Source organism: Klebsiella sp. 18074 (genome assembly GCF_902705905.1).
Taxonomy (GTDB): Bacteria; Pseudomonadota; Gammaproteobacteria; order Enterobacterales; family Enterobacteriaceae; genus Klebsiella; species Klebsiella terrigena.
In genome coordinates this window covers 43,738-67,376 of record NZ_CACSIS010000012.1, presented here as the reverse complement: position 1 = coordinate 67,376, position 23,639 = coordinate 43,738, and the positions used below count along the sequence as shown (strand labels likewise).

Genomic DNA, 23,639 nt, shown 5'->3' with positions numbered 1-23,639 from the left:
CTGGCTGAGTCGGTGCCGATCGTGCATCTGTGGGGATAGTCAGAAGCGGCAGAATCAGCGGTTAACTCAGCAAGCTCCCCGTGGTGCAGGCCACGGGGAGGAAGGGGCTACTTACTACCTTCAATTACCGCCTTCTGGGCGACAACCGCCGCCTTTTGCTGCATTCGGTTTTGCATTTGATCGATAATCACCGCAACGATAATCACCACCCCTTTAATCACCATTTGCCAGAATTCGCTCACTCCCATCATGACCAGACCATCAGCGAGGAAACCGATAACGAAAGCGCCGATTAGCGTACCCAGAATGGTTCCGCGACCGCCAGCCAGCGATGTTCCGCCAAGCACAACTGCGGCAATAGCGTTCATTTCAAAAGCGGTACCGTTGGCTGGATGGCTGGCGAGCAGCTGTGCGGAAACCACGATCCCGGCAATTGCGGCGCAAAAGCCTGAGAGCGTATAAACCAGCACTTTGACCTGTTTGACCTTCACGCCGGAGAGTTCGGCCGCGCGCTCATTATCGCCAATGGCGTAGACGTGGCGGCCAAACGGCAGGCGACGGGCGACATAGGCGATGATTAACGCCAGCACGATCATCATCCAGATAGCCCATGGAATACCTAATAGCGTACCGGCGCCAATTCCGTCAAAGCCGGTGTTGCCCAGCTGCGGATTGCCGGCAAGACCTGGGAAAGTCTGCCCATCTGAGGTGAGCATGGCCGCGCCGCGCAGCACGTACATGGTACCAAGAGTACAAATGAAAGGTGCCACGTTGTAGCGAGTGATAATCCATCCATTTACTGAACCAATTAACGCTCCAATCAGCAATACAATCGGCACAATGACCCACACGCTTGGGAAAATGGCGATGCCAAACATCGGCAGCACAATGCCTTTTGTGATAAGCCATCCGGCAATCATGCCGCAGAGTCCCAGCGTGGCGCCGATCGAAAGATCGATACCTGCGGTAATAATAACGAAAGTGATCCCAAGGGCCAGAAACGCGTTGATGGCGATATGTTTAATCATGATCACCATGCTGCCGGCGGACAGAAAGCCAGGCACGGTAATAGTAAAAAAGCCGACTATTAAAAATAGAGCAATGAAGGTACGCAGCTTTAGCAGAAGCAGCAGTATGTTTTCGCGAGACAGCGATGTCCCGCTACGCGGCGTCAACGCAACAGATTGTGTTGTTTTCATAGTTAAAACCCCTGAGCACTTGCTAAGACGAGCGCCGATTCTTCGGCCTGGTCACGAACTATATCAGCGGTGAGTTTGCCGCCTGACATCACCAGAATACGGTCGGAAACCGCCATAATTTCTTTCAAATCTGAGGTAGAAAAGACCACGGCAATCCCTTGCTGCGAGAGCTGCACCATCATGCGAAATACATCAGCCTTGGCGCCGATATCTATCCCTCGGGTGGGCTCATCGAGAAACAGGACTTTCGGGTTGGTCAGCAGAGAGCGTCCAATCACGACTTTTTGCTGGTTGCCGCCGCTGAGGGCCTGAATTTCCACCTCCGGGGAGGAGACCTTAATCGACAGGCTGCCAATGGTGCTGGCGACGACGGCCTCCTCTTCTTTATCCGCGATGGTCAAGCCGCGCTGTAAGCGTCGCCACAGGCTGGCGATCGTTAGGTTGCTGGCAACCGAGGATATAGGGAAAATACCGGTCCGCTTACGGTCCTCCGGTACCAGGCTCATGCCCATGCGGATTCGTTCGGCGGTTGCCAGCCGCTGTGGCACAGGCTTGCTATCCAGCCACAGCTTGCCGAAGTAGCTGCGTTCGGTACCCAGCATACATTCGAAAAGCTCGGTTCGTCCGGCTCCCATCAGGCCGTAAATACCAACGATCTCCCCTGCGTGGACTTTAAAACTGACGTCATTGACCACCCGGTTACCGGCGGCGTTAACGCAGGTGATGTGCTCAGCTTCCAGAAGCGGTACGCCGAAAGTACGTCCCGGTTCGAGGAAGCTGCTCACTGGGTCGCTGCCGAGCATTTCCCTGACAATCCACGGAACGTCGATATCACGTACCTTTGCTTCGGACTGGAATTTGCCGTCGCGTAAAATGGTGATGACATCACCAATAGCCATCAGTTCTTCAAGACGGTGAGAAATATAGATAATGGAGACGCCCTGGCGGGTTAGTTCACGAATCACCCGAAACAGGATCTCGACTTCAGTTTTACTCAGGGCTGAGGTGGGTTCATCAAGGATCAGAATATCTGCATCTTCGGCCAGCGCTTTAGCAATTTCGATAAGCTGCTGCTGACCGACTTTCAGGTTGCCGACTAATTCACGGGGCGAAATCGGCTGATCCAATCTTTTGAGCAGTTCGGCGGCGCGTTTTTCCTGCTCGGCCTCATTAATCGGCGTGATGCCGCTTTGCAGCTCACGGCCGAGAAAAATATTCTCGGCCACGTTCAGATTTTCGAAGAGGTTCAGTTCCTGATGCACCATACCGATACCGTGCATGGCGGCATCACGCGTGCTGGAAAAATGCACCGTTTTGCCGTTTAGCCGTATCTCACCGAGGCTGGGCTGCTGGACTCCAGCCAGAATTTTCATCAGCGTAGATTTTCCGGCGCCGTTTTCACCGATAATCACATTAACCTTGCCGCGCCAGACGTTATAGTCAACGCTATCCAGCGCGACGGTACCGGGGAACAGCATCGAGATACCGTGAGTGCGGAGAATAATATCGTCCTCAAGGGGCGTGCTCATTACGGTGTCTCCTGTTGCAGTACCAGAGCTGCGGCATCTTGCGCCTCACCGTGGCTCAGTGTGACCGCGAAGATGACGGTGACGGATTTATCTTTCCAGCCAGCATCCACTTTGGGTAACCGTTTCGCCGCCTCGCGGTTGTATGCTCGCGAAAGTTGGGCAAACTGCACCTGGTTAGTGAAATCTTCAAACTTAAACCCGCTGGCATCGCGAATCGCATTTCCGCGCATGATCGGTCCGACCTGAACGGCGAGCGGCCGACCGTTGAGGCTGAACGTGAGTTTTTGCTCACGATCGCTGCTCACATCAACCGCGGAGACCTGCTGGGTCAGACGAACAAAAACGCTGCGGGGCGTACTCGAGGATGTTTTTAATTCGCTCTCCAGCGCATTGGCATCCAGGGCATGTTGGTTTGCTGAGTCGATAACGCGCGTTTGCCAGGTTTGCTGCGCGATCTGCTGCGGACTCAGGTTGTCGAAGCCAGGTTGTGCATTCGGGTCGGCGGGCAGAATCGGTTTACCATTTTCGTCCAGATTTACCACCGTGCAGGCCGTCAGCAACAGGGTGGCGCACCCTATCAGCGCGACACCCCATTGTTTTAATAACATAACGTCTCCGCCTTACTCGCTGAGGTTAAACATGTTGAGTTTTTTAGCGTTGGATTGATCGATAAGAATGCAATCCATCAGCTGCTTCTCTTCCTTCTGGGCTTTACCGTTTTTCAGGAAGAAGTCCGCTTGCTCAACGGCCATCTGGGCTTGTTTCCAGCCCGGCTGCAGTACGGTGGCTTTGATATTGCCATTGTTAAGGATGGAGTCGCGGGTGTAGTCACTGCCGTCGAAGCCGACAACGATGACATCTTTTTTACCCGCGGCCTTCAGCGCGGCTTCCGCACCCAGAGCCATGGTATCGTTTCCGGAGATCACGCCGACGATATCGGGATGGGTTTGCAGGATAGATTCCATACGGGTGAAGGCCTCGGTTTGGCTCCAGTTGGCCGTTTGCTGGGCAACCATTTTCATGTCCGGGTAATCATCCAGAATATCGTGATATCCCTGAGAGCGAACGCCAGCATTGGTGTCTGACTGGCGGCCCAGCAGTTCCACATATTTGCCTTTGCTGTTAAGCAGTTTGGCGAACTTCTCCGCTCCCAGCTGGGCACCTTGATAGTTATTGGAGACGATCTGGGCGACGGCGATACCGGTTTTGTTGATTTCGCGATCGATTAAAAAGGCCGGCACGCCCGCCGCTTTTGCTTTCTCCAGCGGTCCGACGGTAGCATCGGCACCGGCATTATCGAGAATGATGGCTTTGGCTTTACGGGCGATAGCCGTTTCAATCAGCTGGTTTTGCTTATTCACGTCGTCATCATGGGAAGCGATAAGCGTGGTGTATCCCAGCTCTTTAGCTTTTGCTGCGGCACCATCCGCTTCGGCTTTAAAGAACGGGTTATCATGAGAAGGTGTGATAATGGCGATAAGGCCATTATCGGCGGCAAACAGCGAGCCGGAAGCGGCGATCGTTGCAGCGAGTAGGGTAGATTTAACAAAGTTAGCTTTCATCTTTTTCTCCACATTGAATATTTATTCAATAATGATTTATTATTCAATGTAACGATAAAGCCGAGTTGTTGAACTGTCTATGGTTTAGGCAGCTAATTTTTTAAAAGGAGAAAATGATCACGATTTTCAGCGATAGCGGGTACAGGTGATAATATAGGGGGGGGTAATTAACCAATTGATACGAATAGTGATATTTTCGAGATTCGCGCTAAATGCGGCATTGAAGCGTAAATGCAGTGTGTCGGCATCCATGGCGATAATTTGCGCACTATGAAAGCCGGGCAGGTCGGTGGCATATGTGGACCAGGCCTTAAACCCACTCTCTTTTGCCGAGAACGCCAGCGTCAGCGCCAGTGCAAAGGGCAGGCCGCTGGCCGCCAGCAGCGGTTTTTCCGCGGCGTTGATAATGCTGCTTTCGAGCTCCGCCGCCAGCGCCGGGGTAAAACACCGCTCAATATCAATCCCTATCGGGTAAGAGGAGACCACCGCCAGGGCGCTGTTTTCACAGTGGCTGATGCTGCCGAACCACGGCGCGGGCCACAGCGGCTGGCGCTGCTCGCCGGGCGGCGGCGGCACTTTTTCGCCAACTTCGCGCAGGGCGTGCACGGCGGCGATGCGCCCGGCAAGGTGTTCGGTCTGGCGCTTGCGGCCGCCAGCGGCGAGCAGGGCGTGATGGGGCAGCCACAGCAGATCCGCGGGCTGGAAGCTGGCAGGGTCGAAATCAATCCGCTGAAGCAGATGGCCGGCAAGGAGAAGCGTGCTGTGACGTGTGTGCATGAAAGGATGTTAACCGATTTGCCCGCCGCCCTCTATGGATGGAGGGCGGCGGGATTCAGGCGAGCAATCAGAAGTGAGTGTTGATGCCCATATACCAGGTACGGCCCGATTCGTTATAGGTTTCGGCACCCGCGCCGTACATATAACCGGTGGTACCGCCGGTAGTTTGGGCGTTACCCGCGCGCCAGTGGCGCTTATCGAAGACGTTATCCACGCCGCCGGTCAGGCTGACGTATTTGGTGACGTCCCAGGTCGCGCTCAGGCCGAGGATGCTGTATGGGCTAACCTCGTTCTTCTCGCTGCCGGTAACCGGTTCGCCCTTGTAGTTATACTTTTTCGGCTCCTGCTTGCCGTACCAGGTAAAGGTCGACTGCACGGAAACATCGTCGTATACCTGCCAGCTGAGGGTCGAGTTCAGGGTATATTCCGGGATAATCGACAGGCGATCGCCGGTCTTTTTGTTTTTGCTCTGCAGCATGTAGGTGATGTTGTTGGTCCAATTAACGGTCTCGCTAACCGGCACGTTTAACGTCCCTTCCAGGCCTTCAACCACTGCTTTCGGCACGTTCTCCCATTTGTACAGGTCGGTACCTGCCGCGTTTTGGTAGACCGGAGAATAGCCCGCTTCAATTTTGTTGCGGTAGTCGTTGCGGAACCAGGTCGCGCCAGCCAGCCAGCCGTCGTGCTTGAACTCAAGCCCAATCTCTTTGTTGATGCTGGTTTCCGCCTTCAGATCGTCGTTACCCTGCAGGTAGCATCCGGCATTGCTGGCGTAGCAGCCCTGACCCCTACTGTACAGAATGTAGTTCGGGTTGGTCTGGTACAGGCTCGGCGCTTTATAGGCGCGGGCAATACCCATCTTCAGGGTAAAGTCGTCGCCCAGGCCCTGGGACAGGTTCAGCGACGGGCTCCAGTTATTGCCGACGATGCTGTGGTGATCGAAACGCAGCGCCGGCGTCAGCATGGTAGAGTCGGTCAATTCCATGTTGTTCTCGGCGAACAGCGAGAAGATTTCCGCTTTTGAATACGGGCTGCGGCCGGTGCTGTCGTAGCCTGGAATCGTTCCGCCCATTAAGGTCTGGGTATTGGAGGCGTTATCCTTCATCCGCTGCTGGTTCCATTCGCTCCCCAGGGTCAGGTTCTGATTGACCCACAGGTCGAACGGAATGCTGATTTCGCTGTGCAGCATCACGTCGGAAAGGTTGGTATCGGAGAACTGGTTGCTGTTGAAGATCCCTTCTGTGCCCCCGGCCAGGCCTTCGCCCTTACGTGAGTTGCGGGTGTGCTCGTACTGCGCCCAGTTGCTGGTGGTGATACCGTTATCCCAGCCGCCGTTCCAGGTGACGGAGTAGGTGTTACGGTAGAGACGGTTGGTCTCTTTACCGTAGTTCTCTTTCACCAGGTCGTTGGTGTTGGTGTTCTGCGTGTCGCCCGCGTAGAGGTTGCCCTGGCGGCTGTAGCCCGACTCAAACTCCAGCGACTGCATCGGCGCGAAGTCCCAGCGCACGACGCCGTTGATGTTTTTGTTTTCGACCCCTTCGCGTCCGGCTGGCAGGGTATCGGCGTAGATGCCGGTACGTTCGGACTGATGCCCCTGGTTAATATCCCAGGCATCGGCCTGCGTTTTGTCGAGGTTGCCGTAAAGGCGGAAGCTGAAATCGCCGCCCAGCGGGCCGTTGAGGCTAAAGTCGGTGCGCTTGGTGGAGCCCTCGTCTTTGTGTTCCGGGGCGTTCATATAGGCATTCCATGAACCGTGCCACTCGTTGCTGCCTTTTTTGGTGATGATATTGACCACGCCGCCCGCCGCGCCGTTGCCGTAGCGCGCCGCCGCCGGGCCGCGAATAACCTCAATGCGTTCGATCATTTCCGGCGGTACCCAGCTGGTATCGCCGCGGGTGTCGCGCTCGCCGCGCCAGCCGAGACGAATCGAGTTGCGGCTGGTGACCGGCTTACCGTCAATCAGGATCAGGGTGTTTTCCGGGCCCATACCGCGAATATCAATCTGGCGGTTGTTGCCGCGCTGGCCGCTGGTGGAGTTACCGGTCAGGTTAACGCCCGGCATGGTGCGGATGATTTCTGAGACATCGCGGGCCGGCGGACGTTTACGAATTTCATCGGCGGTGATGGTGGAGACGCCGGGAGCCTGCAGGTTCTGCTCCGCCGCGGTAACCACCATGGTTTCTTCGGCGGCCGTTTGTTTGCTGTCTATAGTCTCTTCCGCGCACAGCGGGAAGGCAACACCATAAATTCCCAGATTGACCAGCAAGGCCAGGGATTTGATCCTGTTATTCATTTTAATATCATCCAGCTGTCTGTTGCCGCTTTCCCCAAAGACCTCTTCCCACCGGGAGAGGTGACGGCATGCACCAATGTTGTCAGGAGAGGGCAAATGCCTGCCATCTCTGACATGTTTTTAGAAGTTACTCATACCAACGCGCGGTAATACGCTATTGCAAATGCAAATAGTTATCAATAATATTATCAACAAAATATTACGTTTATTGATAAATATCACGATAAACATAGGGTTATTGAATGTTCAAAACAGGAAGCGATGACTGGTGGCGGAGCCTGAGCGGCCCTCAGTCGGAGGCGTCTGGCGATGCGTACCGGGTGACGTTCTGGTGGCGGGACCCAGCGGGCAGCGAGGCCACTTCGGCGACGCGGCGGGTGTGGATCTATATCACCGGCGTCACTGACCACCACAAAAATGCCGTCCCGCAAACCCTACGGCGCCTCCCGGGCACCGATGCCTGGCAATGGCAGACCACGCTCTCGTCGACCTGGCGCGGCAGCTACTGTTTTATCCCTTCCGAACGCGATGACGATTTTGCTCCTGAGATTTTTAACGGCGATGCGCCGGACCGCACCCTGCTGCGCGAGGGCTGGCGACGCCTGCTGCCGCGCGCGGTAGCCGATCCGCTCAATGTGCAAAGCTGGAAGGGCGGGCGCGGCCACGCGGTCTCGGCGCTGGAGCTTCCTCAGGCGCCGGAGCAGCCCGGCTGGGCGCTGCGCGATGAACGCTTTGCCCCGCCGGTCTGCATCCAGTGGCGCAGCGCGCGGCTTGGTAACAGCCGTCGGGTGTGGGTTTATGCCACCGGCGACGGCGCGGCAAAAGAGCGCCCGCTGGCGGTGCTGCTGGACGGCCAGTTCTGGGCCGAGAGCATGCCGGTATGGTCGCCGCTGGCCGGACTGACCCGCGAGGGCCGGCTGCCAGCGGCGGTGTATCTGCTGATCGATGTTATCGATAACGCGCACCGCAGCCGCGAGCTGCCGTGCAACCGCGATTTTTGGCTGGCGGTACAGGAGGAGCTGATGCCGCAGGTGCGCCAGGTCGCGGAATTTAGCGACCGGGCCGATCGTACCGTCGTGGCCGGGCAGAGCTTTGGCGGCCTGGCGGCAATGTTCGCCGCCCTGAACTGGCCGCAGCGTTTTGGCTGCGTGCTCAGCCAGTCCGGATCCTACTGGTGGCCGCACCGCGGCGGCGCGCAGGATGGCGCGCTGATTGAAGGCCTGAAATCGGGCGAACTGCGCGCCGACGGGCTGCGAATCTGGCTCGAAGCCGGCGAGCGGGAACCCCTTATTTTCCGCGCCAATCAGGCGCTTTTAGCCCAGCTGCCGCCGCCAAAACGGTCGGTTTTCTGGCGCCAGGTTGACGGCGGGCACGATGCGCTGTGCTGGCGCGGCGGGCTGACGGCAGGACTGATTCAGCTGTGGCAATCCGCGGAGCCCGTCCCATCGGGACGCCCGGCAGAACCGAATCATTGATCGTGCGCGAGGGCTGCGGATGCGGCCAGCAGGATAGCGAGTATTAACAGGAGTTTGACATGCAATTCAGTAACCCCTTCGATAATCCGCAAGGGCAGTTTTACATTCTGCGTAACGAGCTGCAGCAGTACAGCCTGTGGCCTCATCACTGCGCGCTGCCGGAGGGCTGGACGGTAGAGTGTCCGCCGCAATCGCTGGAAGCGTGCAATGCCTGGCTGGCGGCGAACTGGTCAACCCTCACCCCCGCGCACTACGCGTCCTAAGGAGCCGATGATGACCACTCGTTTACCGCTGGTTGCCGCGCAGCCGGGGATCTGGATGGCGGAGCGGCTGTCTACGCTGCCCGGTGCCTGGAGCGTCGCTCACTACGTCGAGCTCAGCGGCAGCCTCGATCCGGCGCTGCTCGGCCGGGCGATCGTCGCCGGCCTGGCCCAGGCCGATACGCTAAGCCTGCGCTTTTGCGAAGACAACGGCGAAGCCTGGCAGTGGGTCGATGAGGCCCGTCGCTTCGACGAACCGCAGCACCATGACCTGCGCGAGGCGGACGACCCGCACGAGGCCGCGCTGGCCATTATGCGGGCCGACCTCGGACAAAATTTGCGCATCGATAGCGGTAATCCGCTGGTCTGTCACCGGCTGCTGCGCACGGCGGATAATCGCTGGTACTGGTATCAGCGCTATCATCATTTACTCGTCGATGGCTTCAGTTTCCCTGCCATTACCCGCCAGATCGCCGCTATTTATCGTGCCTGGCAGCGCGGAGAGGCGACGCCGGATTCGCCGTTTACACCGTTCGCCGAGGTGGTGGACGAGTATCAGCGCTACTACGGCAGCGACGGCTGGCTGCGGGACAAGCAGTTCTGGCAGGAGCAGCGCAGGACGCTGCCGGCACCGGTCTCGCTCTCCGATGCGCCGCTGGCGGGACGGGCAACGGGGACGGAGATCTGGCGCCTGAAGCTTAACGCTGACGCCGCGACGTTCAGCCGCCTCGCCGCCGGCGCCCCGCAGTGCCAGCGCGCCGACCTGGCGCTGGCGCTGACCGCGCTGTGGCTGGGGCGTCTTTGCGGGCGGATGGACTACGCCGCCGGCTTTATCTTTATGCGCCGCATGGGATCGGCGGCGCTGACCGCGACCGGGCCGGTGCTTAACGTCCTGCCGCTGGCGATCAATATCGATGCCCAGGAAACGCTGGCCGAGCTGGCGCTGCGCCTCGCCGGACAGCTGAAAAAAATGCGCCGCCACCAGCGCTATGATGCGGAGCAAATCGTCCGCGATAGCGGCAAGGCTGCCGGCGATGAGCCGCTGTTTGGCCCGGTATTAAATATCAAAGTCTTCGATTACGTCCTCGATATCGACGGCGTGCAGGCGGTAACGCACACCCTGGCTACCGGCCCGGTTAACGACCTTGAGCTGGCGCTGTTCCCGGATGAAGCCGGCGGCCTGTCGCTGGAAGTGCTGGCCAATAAGCAGCGCTACGATGAGGCCACGCTGCGCGCGCACGTCGAGCGCCTCTCCGCGCTGCTGGCCCAGTTTGCCGCCGATCCGGCGCTGCGCTGCGGCGAAGCGAACATGCTGTCCGCGCGGGAAACGCAGCGGCTGGCGGAAATCAATAATACCGGCATTGCGCTGCCCGCCACGACGCTCAGCGCGCTGGTGGCGGAACAGGCGCTGAAGACCCCGGACGCCCCCGCGCTGGCGGACGCCCGCTGGCAGTTCAGCTACCGGGAAATGCGCCAGCAGGTGGTGGCGCTAGCCGAGGTGCTGCGCGCGCGCGGGGTTAAGCCCGGCGATAGCGTGGCGGTGGCGCTGCCGCGTTCGGTATTCCTCACCCTGGCGCTGCACGCCATCGTTGAAGCGGGCGCCGCCTGGCTGCCGCTCGATACCGGCTATCCTGACGATCGCCTGCGCATGATGCTTGAAGACGCGCGCCCGACGCTGCTGCTGACCTCCGACGATCAGCTGGCGCGCTTTAGCGATATCCCCGGGCTTACCAGCCTGTGCTATCAGCAGCCGCTGGCGGCGGGGGATGACGCGCTGCTGGCGCTCTCAGCGCCGGAGCATACCGCCTATATCATCTTTACCTCCGGCTCCACCGGCCGCCCGAAAGGGGTGATGGTGGGACAGACCGCGATCGTCAACCGCCTGCTGTGGATGCAAAATCACTATCCGCTCGGCGCCGATGACGTGGTGGCGCAGAAAACGCCGTGCAGCTTTGACGTCTCGGTGTGGGAGTTCTGGTGGCCGTTTATCGCCGGCGCCCGGCTGGTGATGGCGGAGCCCGAAGCGCATCGCGATCCGCTGGCGATGCAGCGCTTCTTCGCCCGCTACGGCGTGACCACCACCCACTTTGTGCCGTCGATGCTGGCGGCGTTCGTCGCTGCGCTCGACGCGGAAAACGTCACCGCCTGCCAAACGCTGCGGCGGGTATTCTGCAGCGGCGAAGCGCTGCCGACCGGGCTGTGCCGCGAATGGGAAGCGCTAACCGGCGTGGCGCTGCACAACCTCTACGGCCCGACCGAAGCGGCGGTTGACGTCAGCTGGTATCCGGCCTGCGGCGCGGAGCTGGCGGCGGTGACCGGCAGCAGCGTGCCGATCGGCTGGCCGGTATGGAACACCGGATTACGTATTCTTGATGCCGCGATGCGCCCGGTACCGCCCGGCGTCGCAGGCGATCTGTACCTTACCGGCATCCAGCTGGCGCAGGGCTATCTCGGCCGACCGGATCTGACCGCCAGCCGCTTTATTGCCGACCCGTTTAGCCCGGGCGAGCGCATGTACCGCACCGGCGACGTGGCGCGCTGGCTCGACAGCGGAGCGGTGGAGTATCTGGGGCGCAGCGACGATCAGCTGAAAATTCGCGGCCAGCGCATTGAGCTCGGCGAAATAGACCGCGTCATGGCGGCGCTGCCGGACGTGGCCCAGGCGGTCACCCACGCCTGCGTCTTTAATCAGGCGGCGGCCACCGGCGGCGATGCGCGCCAGCTGGTCGGCTACCTGGTCTCTGAATCCGGGCTGCCGCTCGATACCGCGGCGCTGAAGGCGCGCCTCGGCGAGCAGCTGCCGCCGCACATGGTGCCGGTGGTGCTGATCCAACTGCCGGCGCTGCCGCTGAGCGCTAACGGCAAGCTGGATCGTAAAGCGCTCCCGCTACCAACGCTGAACCAGGAACGCCGCGGCCGGCCGCCGGAGTCCGAGAGCGAGCGTGCGGTCGCCGAGGCGTTCAGCCAGCTGCTGGGCTGCGAGGTGAACGATATCGAAGCCGATTTCTTTGCGCTTGGCGGCCACTCGCTGCTGGCGATGCGCCTGGCGGCGCAGCTGAGTCGCCGGTTTACGCGTCAGGTGACGCCGGGACAGGTGATGGTCGCCTCGACGGTCGGCCAGCTGAGCGCGCTGCTGGCGTCCGATCTCAGCGACGAGCAGGCGCAGCGCCTGGGCTTTGATGCGCTTTTACCCCTGCGTAAAAGCGACGGCCCGACGCTGTTCTGCTTCCATCCGGCCTCCGGCTTTGCCTGGCAGTTCAGCGTGCTGGTGCGCTATCTCAACCCGCGCTGGTCAATTACCGGCATTCAGTCGCCGCGCCCGCAGGGGCCGATGGCGAGCGCCGCCAGCCTGGATGAAGTCTGCGAGTCCCATCTGCAAACGTTACTGGCGCAGCAGCCGCACGGGCCTTATTACCTGTTCGGTTATTCCCTCGGCGGCACCCTGGCGCAGGGAATTGCCGCGCGCCTGCGTCAGCGCGGTGAAGCGGTGGCGTTCCTCGGGCTGCTGGATACCTGGCCGCCGGAGTCGCAAAACTGGGCGGAAAAAGAGGCCAACGGCCTCGACCCGCAGGTACTGGCGGAAATTGACCGCGAGCGGGAAGCGTTCCTTGCCGCGCAGCAGGGGCAGCCGTCCGGCGAGCTGTTTAGCACCATCGAGGGCAACTACGCCGACGCGGTGCGCCTGCTGACCACCGCGCACAGCGCGAAGTTCGACGGCAAGGCGACCCTGTTCGTGGCGGAAAAAACGCGCCAGCCGGGGATGGACCCGCAGGCGCTGTGGGGGCCGTGGGTTGGCGAACTGGAGGTCTTCAGCCAGGCGTGCGCGCACGTGGAGATTATCTCTCCCCAGGCCTTTGAGTCGATAGGTCCGGTGGTGCGGGAGATTCTGGGATAGGTCGCGCGTCGTCCGGACTGTTCCGGACAACCTCTGCACATCGCTCTGTAGCCCCGGTCAGCGTCGCGCGAACCGGGGTTTTTTATGCTTTAGCCGGGGGAATACCAGAGGCTAGCGGCGGCCCAGCGGCACCACCAGCGGCGTGTGGGCGACCGGGTCGTCGATGATGGTGCAGCGCAGGCCGTAAATCCGCTCGATAAGCTCGGCGGTCACGATCTCTTTCGGCGCCCCTTCGGCGATAATTTTGCCGTCGCGCAGGGCAATCAGATGGGTGGCATAGCGGCAGGCCTGGTTGAGGTCGTGCAGCACCGCCGCCAGGGTATAACCCTTCTCGCGATTCAGTTCGCTCAGCAGCTCGAGGAGATCGATCTGATGGCTGATATCCAGCCAGGTCGTCGGTTCGTCGAGCAGCATGATGGCGGTTTCCTGCGCCAGCACCATCGCAATCCACGCGCGCTGGCGCTGGCCGCCGGAGAGCGTGTCAACGCTCTGCTGCGCGAGGTCGGTGATGCCGGTGGCGCGCATCGCCTGATTGACCGCGTCATCGTCCTCTTTCCGCCAGCGGGTGAACATCGGCTGATGCGGATAGCGGCCGCGGGCGACCAGTTCCTGGACGGTAATATCACCCGGGGTGGTGGCGTTTTGCGCCAGCAGTCCGATGCGTCTGGCCACGTCCTTGCTGGCGTAGCGCTGGATCTGCTCGCCGTCGAGATAAACATGGCCGCTGGCCGGGGTCATCAGGCGGCTGAGGGTGCGCAGCAGCGTCGATTTTCCGCAGCCGTTGGGGCCAATGATAGCGGTGAAGTGGCCGTCGGGAATGGTCACGTTCAGCGATTCGGCGATAATCTTTTTACCGTATGCCAGGGTCAACTGGTCGCCGCGCAAACGGGGGGTTACAGCGGTCATTTTTTGCGGGACTCCTGAATTAACAGTGCGATGAGATAGATACCGCCGAGGCTGACGGTGACGACCCCCACCGGCAGCTGATAGGGCATAAACAGGCGCTGGGCGCTGTAGTCGGCCAGCGCCAGCAGCAGCGCGCCGCACAGCGCCGACTGGGTCAGACCCCAGCGCGCGGTGCCGCTGAGGCGGCGGGCGATATGCGGGGCCACCAGCGCTATAAAGGAGATCGGACCCGCCAGCGCGGTGGCGGCGGCGGTCAGCACCACCCCCACCAGCATCAGCAGCAGGCGAGAGCGCTCGACCCGCACGCCGAGCGCGCAGGCGGTATCGTCCCCCATTTCCAGCAGGCGCATGCGCCGCACCAGCAGCAAGCTGCAGGCCAGCATCAGCACAATAAGCGGCGCCGACGGCCAGGTTTTACCCCACGTCAGCCCGTTGAGCGAACCGGCGTTCCACAGCCCGGCGGAGAGCGCGGTCTCCAGCGACGCGCGCAGCAGCAGCCAGGTATTGAACGCCACCAGCATCGCGCGGATGCCGATACCGATAATAATCAGCCGGAAGGTTTCAATCCCGTTACGCCAGGCCAGCAGCCAGACCAGCAGGGCGGTCAGCACGCCGCCAACCATCGCCGCCAGCGCGATGGCCGTCAGGTTCTGCCCAAAGAGCACCATCGCCACCAGCACGCCGCTCCACGCGCCGGTGTTGAAGCCCATCACGTCCGGGCTGCCCAGCGGGTTGCGCATCAGCGACTGAAAAATCGCCCCGCTAACGCCCAGCGCCGCGCCGATCAGCAGCGCCATCAGCACCCGCGGCAGCCGCCATTCGGTAACGACCATGGTGATATTACGCGGCGCATCGCCCAGCAGCGCGGAGATAACTTGCTCCACCCGTAGCGGTACCAAACCGCTGCCGAGCCCCCAGAGGGAGACGACCACGCTGGCGACAATCAGGATAAAACAGCTGAGCAGCAAACGACGGGAAGGGGCAGTCACATTGCACCTCCGCGCGGCTGACGACGCACCAGCCAGATCAGCACCGGGGCGCCGATAAAGGCGCTGACCACCGAGACCCGCAGCTCTCCGGGGACCAGCAGGCGGCCAAGAACATCGGCAAACAGCAGCAGCGCCGGGGTTGCCAGCAGGGTGACCGGCAGCGACCAGCGGTGGTCGGCGCCCACCAGCCAGCGCGCCATGTGCGGCATCATCAGGCCGATAAAGGCGATGGGGCCGACCACCGCCGTAGCGCTGCCGCAAAGGACGGTTATCGCCAGCAGGCCGATAAACTGCGTGCGCACCACCCGGCTGCCGAGCGCGGTGGCGGTGTCGCTGCCGAGGCTCAGGCTGTTCAGCGCCCGGCTGAGCAGCAGCGTGACGACGCCGGCGATCAGTACCGGGATCAGGACGATTTTAAGCGTTTGCAGGGTGCGAATATCCAGCGAGCCAGCCTGCCAGAAGCGCAGCTGGTCGTAGACGTCTGGGTTAAGCAGCGCAATGCCGTTAGAGAGCCCTTCGAGCACCGCCGCCAGGGCGACGCCGGCCAGCGTCAGGCGCACCGGGCTAAGCTGGCCTCCGCCCTGGCTGCCGGTGAAGGCCACCAGCAGCGAGGCGGCAAAGGCACCGCAAAAGGCCATCAGCAGCTGCTCCTGCGGTGAATGAATACCGAACAGCGCGGCGCCCAGTACGATCGCGAAGCTGGCGCCGGAGTTGACGCCCAGGATACCGGGGTCGGCCAGCGGGTTGCGGGTGAGGGTTTGCATCAGCGCCCCCGCCAGCCCTAGCGCGGCGCCGGCAAGCAGTCCGGCAAGGGTGCGCGGCAGACGGGCATCGAGCACGATGGTGCAGTCAGCGCTCTGACAGGTGCCGGTAAAGGCATCCACAACGACGTTGAGTGGCAGAGGTTTGGCGCCAACGAGCAGGCTGAGCGCAATCGCAACGGCTAAGACCAGCAGCAGACCCGGCACGGCGACGGCGCGCGCCCTGGGCGTAGAAAACGACATAGTTCACATCCCTGACATGATAATGATAGTAATTATCGTTATCGATTCTATTCAGTTATGTTAGCATGGCGGCCCCTAAGAATGGTATACGCAAATCATGCGGGATGCATCGCGACGGCAGGGCGCGAGTGCCCGGGCTCCGACCGCTCGGGCGAGGAGATAGCGCCCACCTGGCGGCCGACGCGCCGCTATCGCGAGGCCGGGATCGGCCGGCTGCCGCCAGCGCATCTGTAGCCCGACGTATAACGAGTATCGATGGAAAATAATAACAAGGTGTTGTAATGAACCGACAATCCCGGCTGCTGAACCTGAGCCTGCTGAAAACGCATCCGGCGTTTCGCGCCGTCTTTATCGCCCGCTTTATCTCAATCCTCTCGCTTGGCCTGCTGGGCGTTGCGATCCCGGTACAAATCCAGATGATGACCCACTCCACCCTGCAGGTGGGGCTCTCGGTCACCCTGACCGGCGGCTCAATGTTTATCGGCCTGATGGTGGGGGGCGTGCTGGCGGATCGCTACGAGCGTAAGCGCCTGATCCTGCTGGCGCGCGGCACCTGCGGGATCGGTTTTGTCGGCCTGTGCCTCAACGCCATGCTGCCCGAGCCTTCGCTGATGGCTATCTATCTGCTGGGCGTCTGGGACGGCTTCTTCGCCTCGCTGGGCGTCACGGCGCTGCTGGCGGCAACCCCCGCGCTGGTTGGCCGGGAAAATCTGATGCAGGCCGGGGCGATTACCATGCTGACGGTGCGCCTGGGCTCGGTGATTTCGCCGATGATCGGTGGCCTGCTGCTGGCCACCGGCGGCGTGGCCTGGAACTACGGCCTGGCGGCGGCCGGAACCTTTATCACCACCTTGACCCTGCTGCGTTTACCGCAGCTCCCGCCGCCGCCTCAGCCGCGCGAGCATCCGCTGAAGTCGCTGCTGGCGGGGCTTAAATTCCTCTTTAATAGCCCGCTGATTGGCGGTATTGCGCTGCTCGGTGGCCTGCTGACGATGGCGAGCGCGGTGCGCGTACTCTATCCGGCGCTGGCCGAAGGCTGGCAGATGTCGGCCTCGCAAATCGGCCTGCTGTACGCCGCGATCCCGCTGGGCGCAGCACTCGGGGCGCTAACCAGCGGTCAGCTGGCGCAAACCGCCAGGCCGGGCGCGGTGATGCTGACCACCACCGTCGGCTCCTTTGTCGCCATCGCCCTGTTTAGCCTGATGCCGCTGTGGCAGCTGGGCGCGCTGTGCCTGGCGCTGTTTGGCTGGCTGAGCGCCATCAGTTCGCTGCTGCAGTACACCCTGATTCAAACCCAGACGCCGGAGGCGATGCTTGGGCGCATCAACGGCCTGTGGACCGCGCAGAATGTCACCGGCGATGCCGTTGGCGCCGCGCTGCTGGGCGGCCTCGGCGTGATGATGACCCCGGTCGCGTCGGCGAGCGCCAGCGGCTGGGTGCTGGTTATCGTTGGCGCAATGTTGATTGGGCTGCTGAGCGAACTACGCCGCTTTCAGCGCCCGGAGACGGTGAGCGAAAGCTGAGGCTGCTTCCCGACCGGGCGTCGCGCCGGCCGGGAACAGGATTTAGCTGAAGAAGGCTGCGAGGCGCTGCAGCACCAGCATGGCGCTGTAGTAGTCAAGACGGAAGGTTTCGATGCCCAACGGATAGACGCGTTTGGCTGCGACCGCAGGCAGGTGGGCGAGCAGCGGATTGGCGTAAATTGCCTGAGCGTCCTTTTCGTCGCCGGCGAACAGGAACAGGCTTTGGCCGTTGAGGCCGGCAGCCAGGTTCTCCCCTCCCAGTTGGATGATATCGTGGCGTTTACCCTGACTCTGGCTGGCGTGCAGCCCGCCGGGAAGGGTAGCCAGCGTAAAGCCCAGCTGTTCGAGCATCTGGCCCTGGGCCGACTCCGGCGTCCACAGATTGGCGCTATGGGCCGCGGCGGTATAAACCAGTGCGCTGACCGGCTGCGGCGGTAGTTTCATCTGCTGCTTCAGCGCCGCCAGCTGCTTATCAAATTCGGCAATGCGCACCGCGGCCTGCTTCTCGTGGCCGGTAATCTCTCCGAGCTGGGTGAGCAGCGCCTGCCAGCTCTTGTCGTCGTAGTTAATGATAAGCGTCGGCGCAATAGTAGAAAGCTGATCGTAGAGCGCCAGCGCGGAATCGCCTCCGGTGGCGCTAATCAGGATCAGGTCCGGCATCTGCGCGGCCACGGCCTCGGCGCTCGGCTCGCCGATATAGAGCCGCGCCAGCTTACGCTCGCGGGCAACGATGCTCCACTGGCGCAGGAATCCCTGGCCATCGGCCACGCGGTTATTCGGCGTGGTGGCCCCGCTGGCTACCACCGGGGCATCAATCGCCAGCAGCGAGCCGGTGAGGGTGACGCTGGTGGAAACAATGCGCAGCGGCCGCTGTTCGAGGGTGTGCGCGCCGCGGCTGTCGGTGATCTGACGCGGCCAGTCGGCGGCCAACGCTGAGGTAATTCCTAAATACGCCAGCCCGCAGGCCAGCAGGGTACGACGGCACAAAGTGGGGAAATTCACGAATTTGCGTCCTGATTGAGTTGAGATAAATGCGTCTCATTTTCAACTTTGTGCCGCAGGGATGCAAGCCTAAGTAGCACAACATGCTGTTTATACGGTTGACATGTAGAGCAATACCTTTTAGGTTAGCCAACCAAAATATAAATGATAATTATTCGTAATATCTTTATCGTTTTTGGAGGATGATATGGAAACGTCACTGGCCGAGGATGTACGGGAACAAAAAATGACCCTGGCACCAGAAAGCTTCTTCTTTATGTCGCCGTACCGCAGTTTTAGTACTTCAGGCTGTTTCAGGCGCTTCTCTCATTCCGCCGCCGACGGCGATGCGCTGTCCGGTGAATTCCAGCAAAAAATGGCCGCCGCGTTCCAGGAGGCGAAAGCCGCCGGGATCGGCAAGCCGGTGATGGTCGGCGCGATCCCCTTCGATACCCGCCAACCGTCCGAACTGTTTATTCCCGAGCGCTGGGAAACCTTCTCCCGCACCGGCAAGCAGCGCTCCGCGCGCTACGCGTCGGGCCAGGCGGCGATGGACGTGGTGGCCCGCCAGGAGATCCCCGAACAGGACGCATTTATGGCGATGGTCGAGCGCGCCGCCGCGCTGACCGCCACGCCGGAAGTCGATAAGGTCGTGCTGTCGCGCCTGATCGATATCACCACCCACGATCGCGTGGACAGCGGTGCGCTGCTGGAGCGCCTGATCGCGCAAAACCCCGCCAGCTTTAACTTCCACGTGCCGCTCTCGGACGGCGGCGTGCTGCTCGGCGCCAGCCCGGAGCTGCTGCTGCGTAAAGAGGGCGATAGCTTTAGCTCTCTGCCGCTGGCGGGCTCGGCCCGCCGTCAGCCGGACGATGTGCTGGATCGCGAAGCGGGCAACAAGCTGCTGGCGTCCGGGAAAGATCGCCACGAGCACGAGCTGGTGACCCAGGCGATGAAGGCGGTGCTTGCGCCGCGCAGCCGCGCGCTGTCGCTGCCGGACTCTCCGCAGCTGATCACCACCCCAACCTTATGGCATCTGGCGACGCCCATCGCCGGGACCGCCGCGGCCGGGGAGAACGCCATGTCTCTGGCCTGCCTGCTGCATCCGACGCCGGCCCTCAGCGGCTTCCCGCACCAGGCCGCCACGCGCCTGATCCGCGAGCTGGAGCCGTTCGATCGCCAACTGTTCGGCGGCATCGTGGGCTGGTGTGATGACGAAGGCAACGGCGAGTGGGTTGTGACCATCCGCTGCGCCCGCCTGCAGCAGAACACGCTGCGCCTGTTTGCCGGTGCGGGGATCGTTCCGGCCTCCTCCCCGCTGGGAGAGTGGCGCGAAACCGGCGTTAAACTGACCACTATGCTGAACGTGTTCGGCTTGTATTAAGAGGCAATGATGATTGCATTTAACCGCTGGCCGGAAAGCTTTGCCGCCCGCTACCGTGAAAAAGGCTACTGGCAGGATCTGCCGTTAACCGAGCTGATTACCCGTCACGCGGCAAGCGATGCCGTGGCGATTATCGACGGCGAGGTTCAGTACAGCTATCGCCAGTTCAACCAGCGGGTGGATAACCTCGCCAGCTCTCTGCAGGGGATGGGGCTCAAGCGCGGCGAAACCGCGCTGGTGCAGCTGGGCAACGTCGCCGAGTTCTACATTACCTTCTTTGCGCTGCTGCGCATCGGCGTGGCGCCGGTCAACGCGCTGTTCAGCCATCAGCGCAGCGAGCTTAACGCCTACGCCACGCAGATTGAACCCGCGCTGCTGGTGGCCGATCGCCAGCACGCGCTGTTTGCCGACGATAGCTTCCTCAACGGCTTTATTGAGCAGCATCCGTCGGTGCGGGTGGCGCTGCTGCGCGGCGATAGCGGCGAGTATGACCTGGCTGCGGCGATCGCCCAGCCCGCCGAGGGCTTTATCGCCAACCCGACGCCTGCCGATGAGGTGGCGTTTTTCCAGCTCTCCGGCGGCAGCACCGGCACACCTAAGCTTATCCCGCGTACCCACAACGATTACGAATACAGCATTCGCCGCAGCAATGAAATTTGCGCGATTAGCGCCGAGACGCGCTATCTCAACGCGCTGCCCGCGGCGCATAACTATGCGATGAGCTCGCCGGGATCGCTGGGAGTATTTCTGGCCGGAGGCCGGGTGATCCTTGCCGCCGACCCGAGCGCCACGCTCTGCTTCCCGCTGATTGAAAAGCATCAGATAAACGTGGCCTCGCTGGTGCCGCCGGCGGTCAGCCTGTGGCTGCAGGCGATCCACGAATGGGGCGGCAATGCGCAGCTGCGGTCGCTGCGGCTGTTGCAGGTTGGCGGAGCGCGCCTGTCCGCGACGCTCGCCGCGCGCATTCCGGCCGAGATTGGCTGCCAGCTGCAGCAGGTCTTCGGCATGGCGGAAGGGCTGGTGAACTACACCCGCCTCAACGATAGCCCGCAGCGCATTATCAATACCCAGGGCTGCCCGATGAGCCCCGACGACGAAGTGTGGGTCGCCGATGCCGAAGGCAACCCGCTGCCGCGCGGCGAAGTCGGCCGCCTGATGACCCGCGGACCCTATACCTTCCGCGGCTACTATAAAAGCCCGCAGCATAATCTGGAGGCGTTTGACGCCGACGGGTTCTACTGCTCGGGGGATCTTATCTCGATCGACGAAGACGGCTATATCACCGTGCAGGGGCGTGAGAAAGATCAGATCAACCGCGGCGGGGAGAAGATCGCCGCGGAAGAGATTGAAAACCTGCTGCTGCGCCACCCGGCGACGATCCATGCCGCGCTGGTGAGCATGGAGGATAGCCTGCTGGGGGAGAAAAGCTGCGCGTACCTGGTGGTCAAAGAGCCGCTGCGCGCGGTCGCGGTACGCCGCTTCCTGCGCGAGCAGGGCGTGGCTGAATTTAAGCTGCCGGATCGGGTGGAGTGCGTGGACGCGCTGCCGCTGACGCCGGTGGGCAAAGTCGATAAAAAACAATTACGTCAGTGGCTGGCTGAACGCAAGCTGGGCTGAAGGAGAAGACACAATGGCCATTCCTCAATTACAGGCTTACGCGCTGCCGGAAGCCAGCGATATCCCGGCGAACAAAGTGAGCTGGGCCTTTGAGCCGTCCCGCGCCGCGCTGCTTATCCACGATATGCAGGAGTATTTCCTCAACTTCTGGGGTGAAGATAGCGCGATGATGGCGAAAGTGGTCGCCAACGTTGCCGCGCTGCGCGATTTCTGCAAGCAGCACGATATTCCGGTGTTCTACACCGCGCAGCCGAAGGAGCAGAGCGATGAAGACCGCGCCCTGCTGAACGATATGTGGGGACCGGGCCTGACCCGCTCGCCGGAGCAGCAGCGGGTGATTGCCGCCCTGGCGCCGGACGAAAACGACACCGTGCTGGTGAAGTGGCGCTACAGCGCGTTCCACCGTTCGCCGCTGGAAGAGATGCTGAAAGAGGCCGGGCGCGACCAGCTGATCGTCACCGGCGTCTATGCCCATATCGGCTGCATGACGACCGCGACCGACGCCTTTATGCGCGACATCAAGCCGTTCTTCGTTGCCGACGCGCTGGCGGACTTTAGCCGCGAAGAGCATCTGATGGCGCTGAAATATGTCGCCGGACGCTGCGGTCGGGTGGTGATGACCGAAGAGCTGCTGCCGATGCCGGCGTCAAAGGCGGCGCTGCGCGCGCTGGTGCTGCCGCTGCTCGACGAGTCCGACGAGCCGATGGATGATGAAAACCTCATCGACTACGGCCTGGATTCGGTGCGCATGATGGCGCTGGCCGCGCGCTGGCGCAAAGTGCACGGCGATATCGACTTCGTCATGCTGGCGAAAAATCCGTCGATTGATGCCTGGTGGGCGCTACTCTCCCGCGAGGTGAAATAGTGGCCGCGCTCGATTTTCAGGGTCAGACCGTATGGGTGACCGGGGCGGGTAAGGGCATCGGCTACGCCACCGCCCTGGCCTTCGTTGAAGCCGGAGCGCAGGTCACCGGTTTTGACCTCGCGTTCGCGGGCGAAAGCTATCCGTTCGCCACCGAGACGCTGGACGTGGCCGACGCGCAGCAGGCGGCCGAGGTGTGCCAGCGTCTGCTGGGCGGCATTGAGCGCCTTGACGTGCTGGTCAACGCGGCCGGTATTTTACGCATGGGCGCCACCGATGCGCTGAGCGTTGAAGAGTGGCAGCAGACCTTCGCCGTTAACGTCGGCGGCGCGTTTAACCTCTTCCAGCAGACGATGGCCCAGTTCCGCCGCCAGCGGGGCGGGGCGATCGTCACCGTGGCCTCCGACGCCGCGCATACGCCGCGCATTGGCATGAGCGCCTACGGCGCGTCGAAAGCGGCGCTGAAGAGCCTGGCGCTGACCGTCGGGCTTGAGCTGGCGGGCAGCGGAGTGCGCTGCAACCTCGTCTCGCCGGGCTCGACCGACACCGATATGCAGCGCACGCTGTGGGTCAGCGATGACGCCGAGCAGCAGCGCATTCGCGGTTTTGGCGAGCAGTTCAAGCTCGGCATTCCGCTGGGTAAGATCGCCCGGCCGCAGGAGATTGCCAGCACCATTTTGTTCCTCGCTTCTCATCACGCCAGCCATATCACGCTGCAGGATATCGTGGTTGACGGCGGCTCGACGCTGGGGGCATAGATGGCCTGGAAACGTCAGCTGACGCTGGAGGCGCTTAACGCCACCAGCGCGAATACGATGGTGGCCCATCTCGGTATTGTTTATACCCGGCTGGAAGAGGGGGTGCTGGAGGCCGAAATGCCGGTCGATGCCCGCACCCATCAGCCCTTTGGCCTGCTGCACGGCGGCGCGTCGGCGGCGCTGGCGGAAACGCTGGGTTCGATGGCCGGCTGGCTGATGACCGAAGAGGGCCAGTGCGTGGTCGGAACCGAGCTGAACGCCACCCATCATCGGGCGGTGTCCAGCGGTAAGGTTCGCGGCGAGTGCCGTCCTCTGCACCTCGGCCGCCAGGGGCAAAGCTGGGAAATTGCCGTCTTCGACGAACGCGGACGGCGCTGCTGCACCTGCCGCCTGGGCACCGCGGTGCTCGGCTAGCGCTCTATCTTCCCCCGGCTCGCGCCGCGTCCCGTCCGGGCTACGGTTTTATTTCTGTAGCCCGTTCGGGCGCGGCGCGAGCGTCTTTCTGACACCGCGGTTTTCATCCATTTTCCTGCCAGAAGTGATCTCGCTAGCAATGTGAGACAAATCCCTGCCTTCTGGCGACATCTCCAGGGTTTCGACGTTGTTAAAATCTGCGTTGTGTTCT

General features: G+C 61.7%; 19 protein-coding genes. 9 read left to right on the top strand and 10 right to left on the bottom strand.

What is annotated here, in order from left to right; all coding sequences use genetic code 11:
• Positions 1–107: 107 nt before the first annotated feature.
• The 6 genes from GVK32_RS13520 to fepA all read right to left on the bottom strand — a co-directional run bounded on the left by GVK32_RS13520 (position 108) and on the right by fepA (position 7,360).
• Positions 108–1,199 carry an ABC transporter permease gene (locus GVK32_RS13520; RefSeq protein ID WP_159868523.1) on the bottom strand — a complete coding sequence of 364 codons (1,092 nt, stop codon included), beginning with the start codon at positions 1,197–1,199 and terminating at the stop codon, positions 108–110.
• 2 nt (positions 1,200–1,201) lie between these two features.
• Positions 1,202–2,728, bottom strand: a complete 1,527-nt coding sequence (locus GVK32_RS13515) for a sugar ABC transporter ATP-binding protein (RefSeq protein ID WP_200842874.1) — start codon at positions 2,726–2,728, stop codon at positions 1,202–1,204.
• Positions 2,728–3,336, bottom strand: coding sequence for a DUF2291 family protein (locus GVK32_RS13510; RefSeq protein WP_159868520.1), 609 nt, complete (start codon positions 3,334–3,336; stop codon positions 2,728–2,730). Before GVK32_RS13510 ends, GVK32_RS13515 begins: the two co-directional genes overlap by 1 nt.
• Positions 3,337–3,348: 12 nt before the next feature.
• The gene (locus GVK32_RS13505) at positions 3,349–4,290 is read right to left on the bottom strand and encodes a D-ribose ABC transporter substrate-binding protein (RefSeq protein WP_159868517.1); all 942 of its coding nucleotides are present in this window, start codon (positions 4,288–4,290) and stop codon (positions 3,349–3,351) included.
• Between the two features lie 126 nt (positions 4,291–4,416).
• Positions 4,417–5,067: an enterobactin synthase subunit EntD gene (gene entD, locus GVK32_RS13500; RefSeq protein WP_159868514.1), complete on the bottom strand. Its 651-nt coding sequence runs from the start codon at positions 5,065–5,067 to the stop codon at positions 4,417–4,419.
• A gap of 67 nt (positions 5,068–5,134) precedes the next feature.
• A complete protein-coding gene (gene fepA, locus GVK32_RS13495; RefSeq protein ID WP_159868511.1) occupies positions 5,135–7,360 on the bottom strand; it encodes a siderophore enterobactin receptor FepA in 2,226 nt (741 codons plus the stop codon).
• 242 nt (positions 7,361–7,602) lie between these two features.
• On the opposite strand from fepA, the gene fes reads away from it, so the two are divergent.
• The 3 genes from fes to entF are packed head-to-tail and all read left to right on the top strand — an operon-like array spanning position 7,603 to position 12,990.
• Positions 7,603–8,835: an enterochelin esterase gene (fes, locus tag GVK32_RS13490; RefSeq protein WP_159868508.1), complete on the top strand. Its 1,233-nt coding sequence runs from the start codon at positions 7,603–7,605 to the stop codon at positions 8,833–8,835.
• Positions 8,836–8,894: 59 nt separating this feature from the next.
• On the top strand, positions 8,895–9,098 hold the full coding sequence (locus tag GVK32_RS13485; RefSeq protein ID WP_041144522.1) for an MbtH family NRPS accessory protein: 204 nt from the start codon (positions 8,895–8,897) through the stop codon (positions 9,096–9,098).
• 10 nt (positions 9,099–9,108) lie between these two features.
• Positions 9,109–12,990, top strand: a complete 3,882-nt coding sequence (entF, locus tag GVK32_RS13480) for an enterobactin non-ribosomal peptide synthetase EntF (RefSeq protein ID WP_159868505.1) — start codon at positions 9,109–9,111, stop codon at positions 12,988–12,990.
• 111 nt (positions 12,991–13,101) lie between these two features.
• Here entF and fepC read toward each other — a convergent pair whose 3' ends face one another.
• Genes fepC through fepD form a run of 3 tightly spaced genes read right to left on the bottom strand, consistent with a single transcriptional unit; the run spans position 13,102 to position 15,889 of the window.
• Positions 13,102–13,896, bottom strand: a complete 795-nt coding sequence (gene fepC, locus GVK32_RS13475; protein WP_159868502.1) for an iron-enterobactin ABC transporter ATP-binding protein — start codon at positions 13,894–13,896, stop codon at positions 13,102–13,104.
• Entirely contained in the window at positions 13,893–14,885 is a 993-nt protein-coding gene (fepG, locus tag GVK32_RS13470; RefSeq protein ID WP_159868499.1) for an iron-enterobactin ABC transporter permease, read from the bottom strand. The genes fepC and fepG overlap by 4 nt, the downstream gene beginning before the upstream one ends.
• Entirely contained in the window at positions 14,882–15,889 is a 1,008-nt protein-coding gene (gene fepD, locus GVK32_RS13465) for a Fe(3+)-siderophore ABC transporter permease (protein ID WP_159868496.1), read from the bottom strand. The genes fepG and fepD overlap by 4 nt, the downstream gene beginning before the upstream one ends.
• Positions 15,890–16,170: 281 nt before the next feature.
• Here fepD and entS point away from each other — a divergent pair, with 281 nt between their 5' ends.
• Entirely contained in the window at positions 16,171–17,412 is a 1,242-nt protein-coding gene (gene entS, locus GVK32_RS13460) for an enterobactin transporter EntS (protein WP_159868493.1), read from the top strand.
• A 42-nt stretch (positions 17,413–17,454) separates the two neighbouring features.
• Here the strand turns inward: entS and fepB are convergent, their stop codons facing one another.
• The gene (gene fepB / locus GVK32_RS13455; RefSeq protein ID WP_159868490.1) at positions 17,455–18,414 is read right to left on the bottom strand and encodes a Fe2+-enterobactin ABC transporter substrate-binding protein; all 960 of its coding nucleotides are present in this window, start codon (positions 18,412–18,414) and stop codon (positions 17,455–17,457) included.
• 187 nt (positions 18,415–18,601) lie between these two features.
• Between fepB and entC the strand changes: the two genes are divergently transcribed.
• From entC to entH, 5 genes are read left to right on the top strand one after another with little or no spacing between them, the layout of a single operon-like run.
• Positions 18,602–19,777 (top strand): isochorismate synthase EntC, encoded by a 1,176-nt coding sequence (gene entC / locus GVK32_RS13450; RefSeq protein WP_159868487.1) that lies wholly within the window; start codon positions 18,602–18,604, stop codon positions 19,775–19,777.
• 9 nt (positions 19,778–19,786) lie between these two features.
• The gene (gene entE, locus GVK32_RS13445) at positions 19,787–21,394 is read left to right on the top strand and encodes a (2,3-dihydroxybenzoyl)adenylate synthase EntE (RefSeq protein ID WP_159868484.1); all 1,608 of its coding nucleotides are present in this window, start codon (positions 19,787–19,789) and stop codon (positions 21,392–21,394) included.
• Between the two features lie 13 nt (positions 21,395–21,407).
• On the top strand, positions 21,408–22,259 hold the full coding sequence (locus GVK32_RS13440) for an isochorismatase (RefSeq protein WP_159868481.1): 852 nt from the start codon (positions 21,408–21,410) through the stop codon (positions 22,257–22,259).
• Complete coding sequence (gene entA / locus GVK32_RS13435; protein WP_159868478.1) at positions 22,259–23,014, top strand: 2,3-dihydro-2,3-dihydroxybenzoate dehydrogenase EntA; 756 nt, start codon at positions 22,259–22,261, stop codon at positions 23,012–23,014. The genes GVK32_RS13440 and entA overlap by 1 nt, the downstream gene beginning before the upstream one ends.
• Entirely contained in the window at positions 23,015–23,428 is a 414-nt protein-coding gene (gene entH / locus GVK32_RS13430) for a proofreading thioesterase EntH (protein ID WP_159868475.1), read from the top strand.
• Positions 23,429–23,639: the final 211 nt, after the last annotated feature.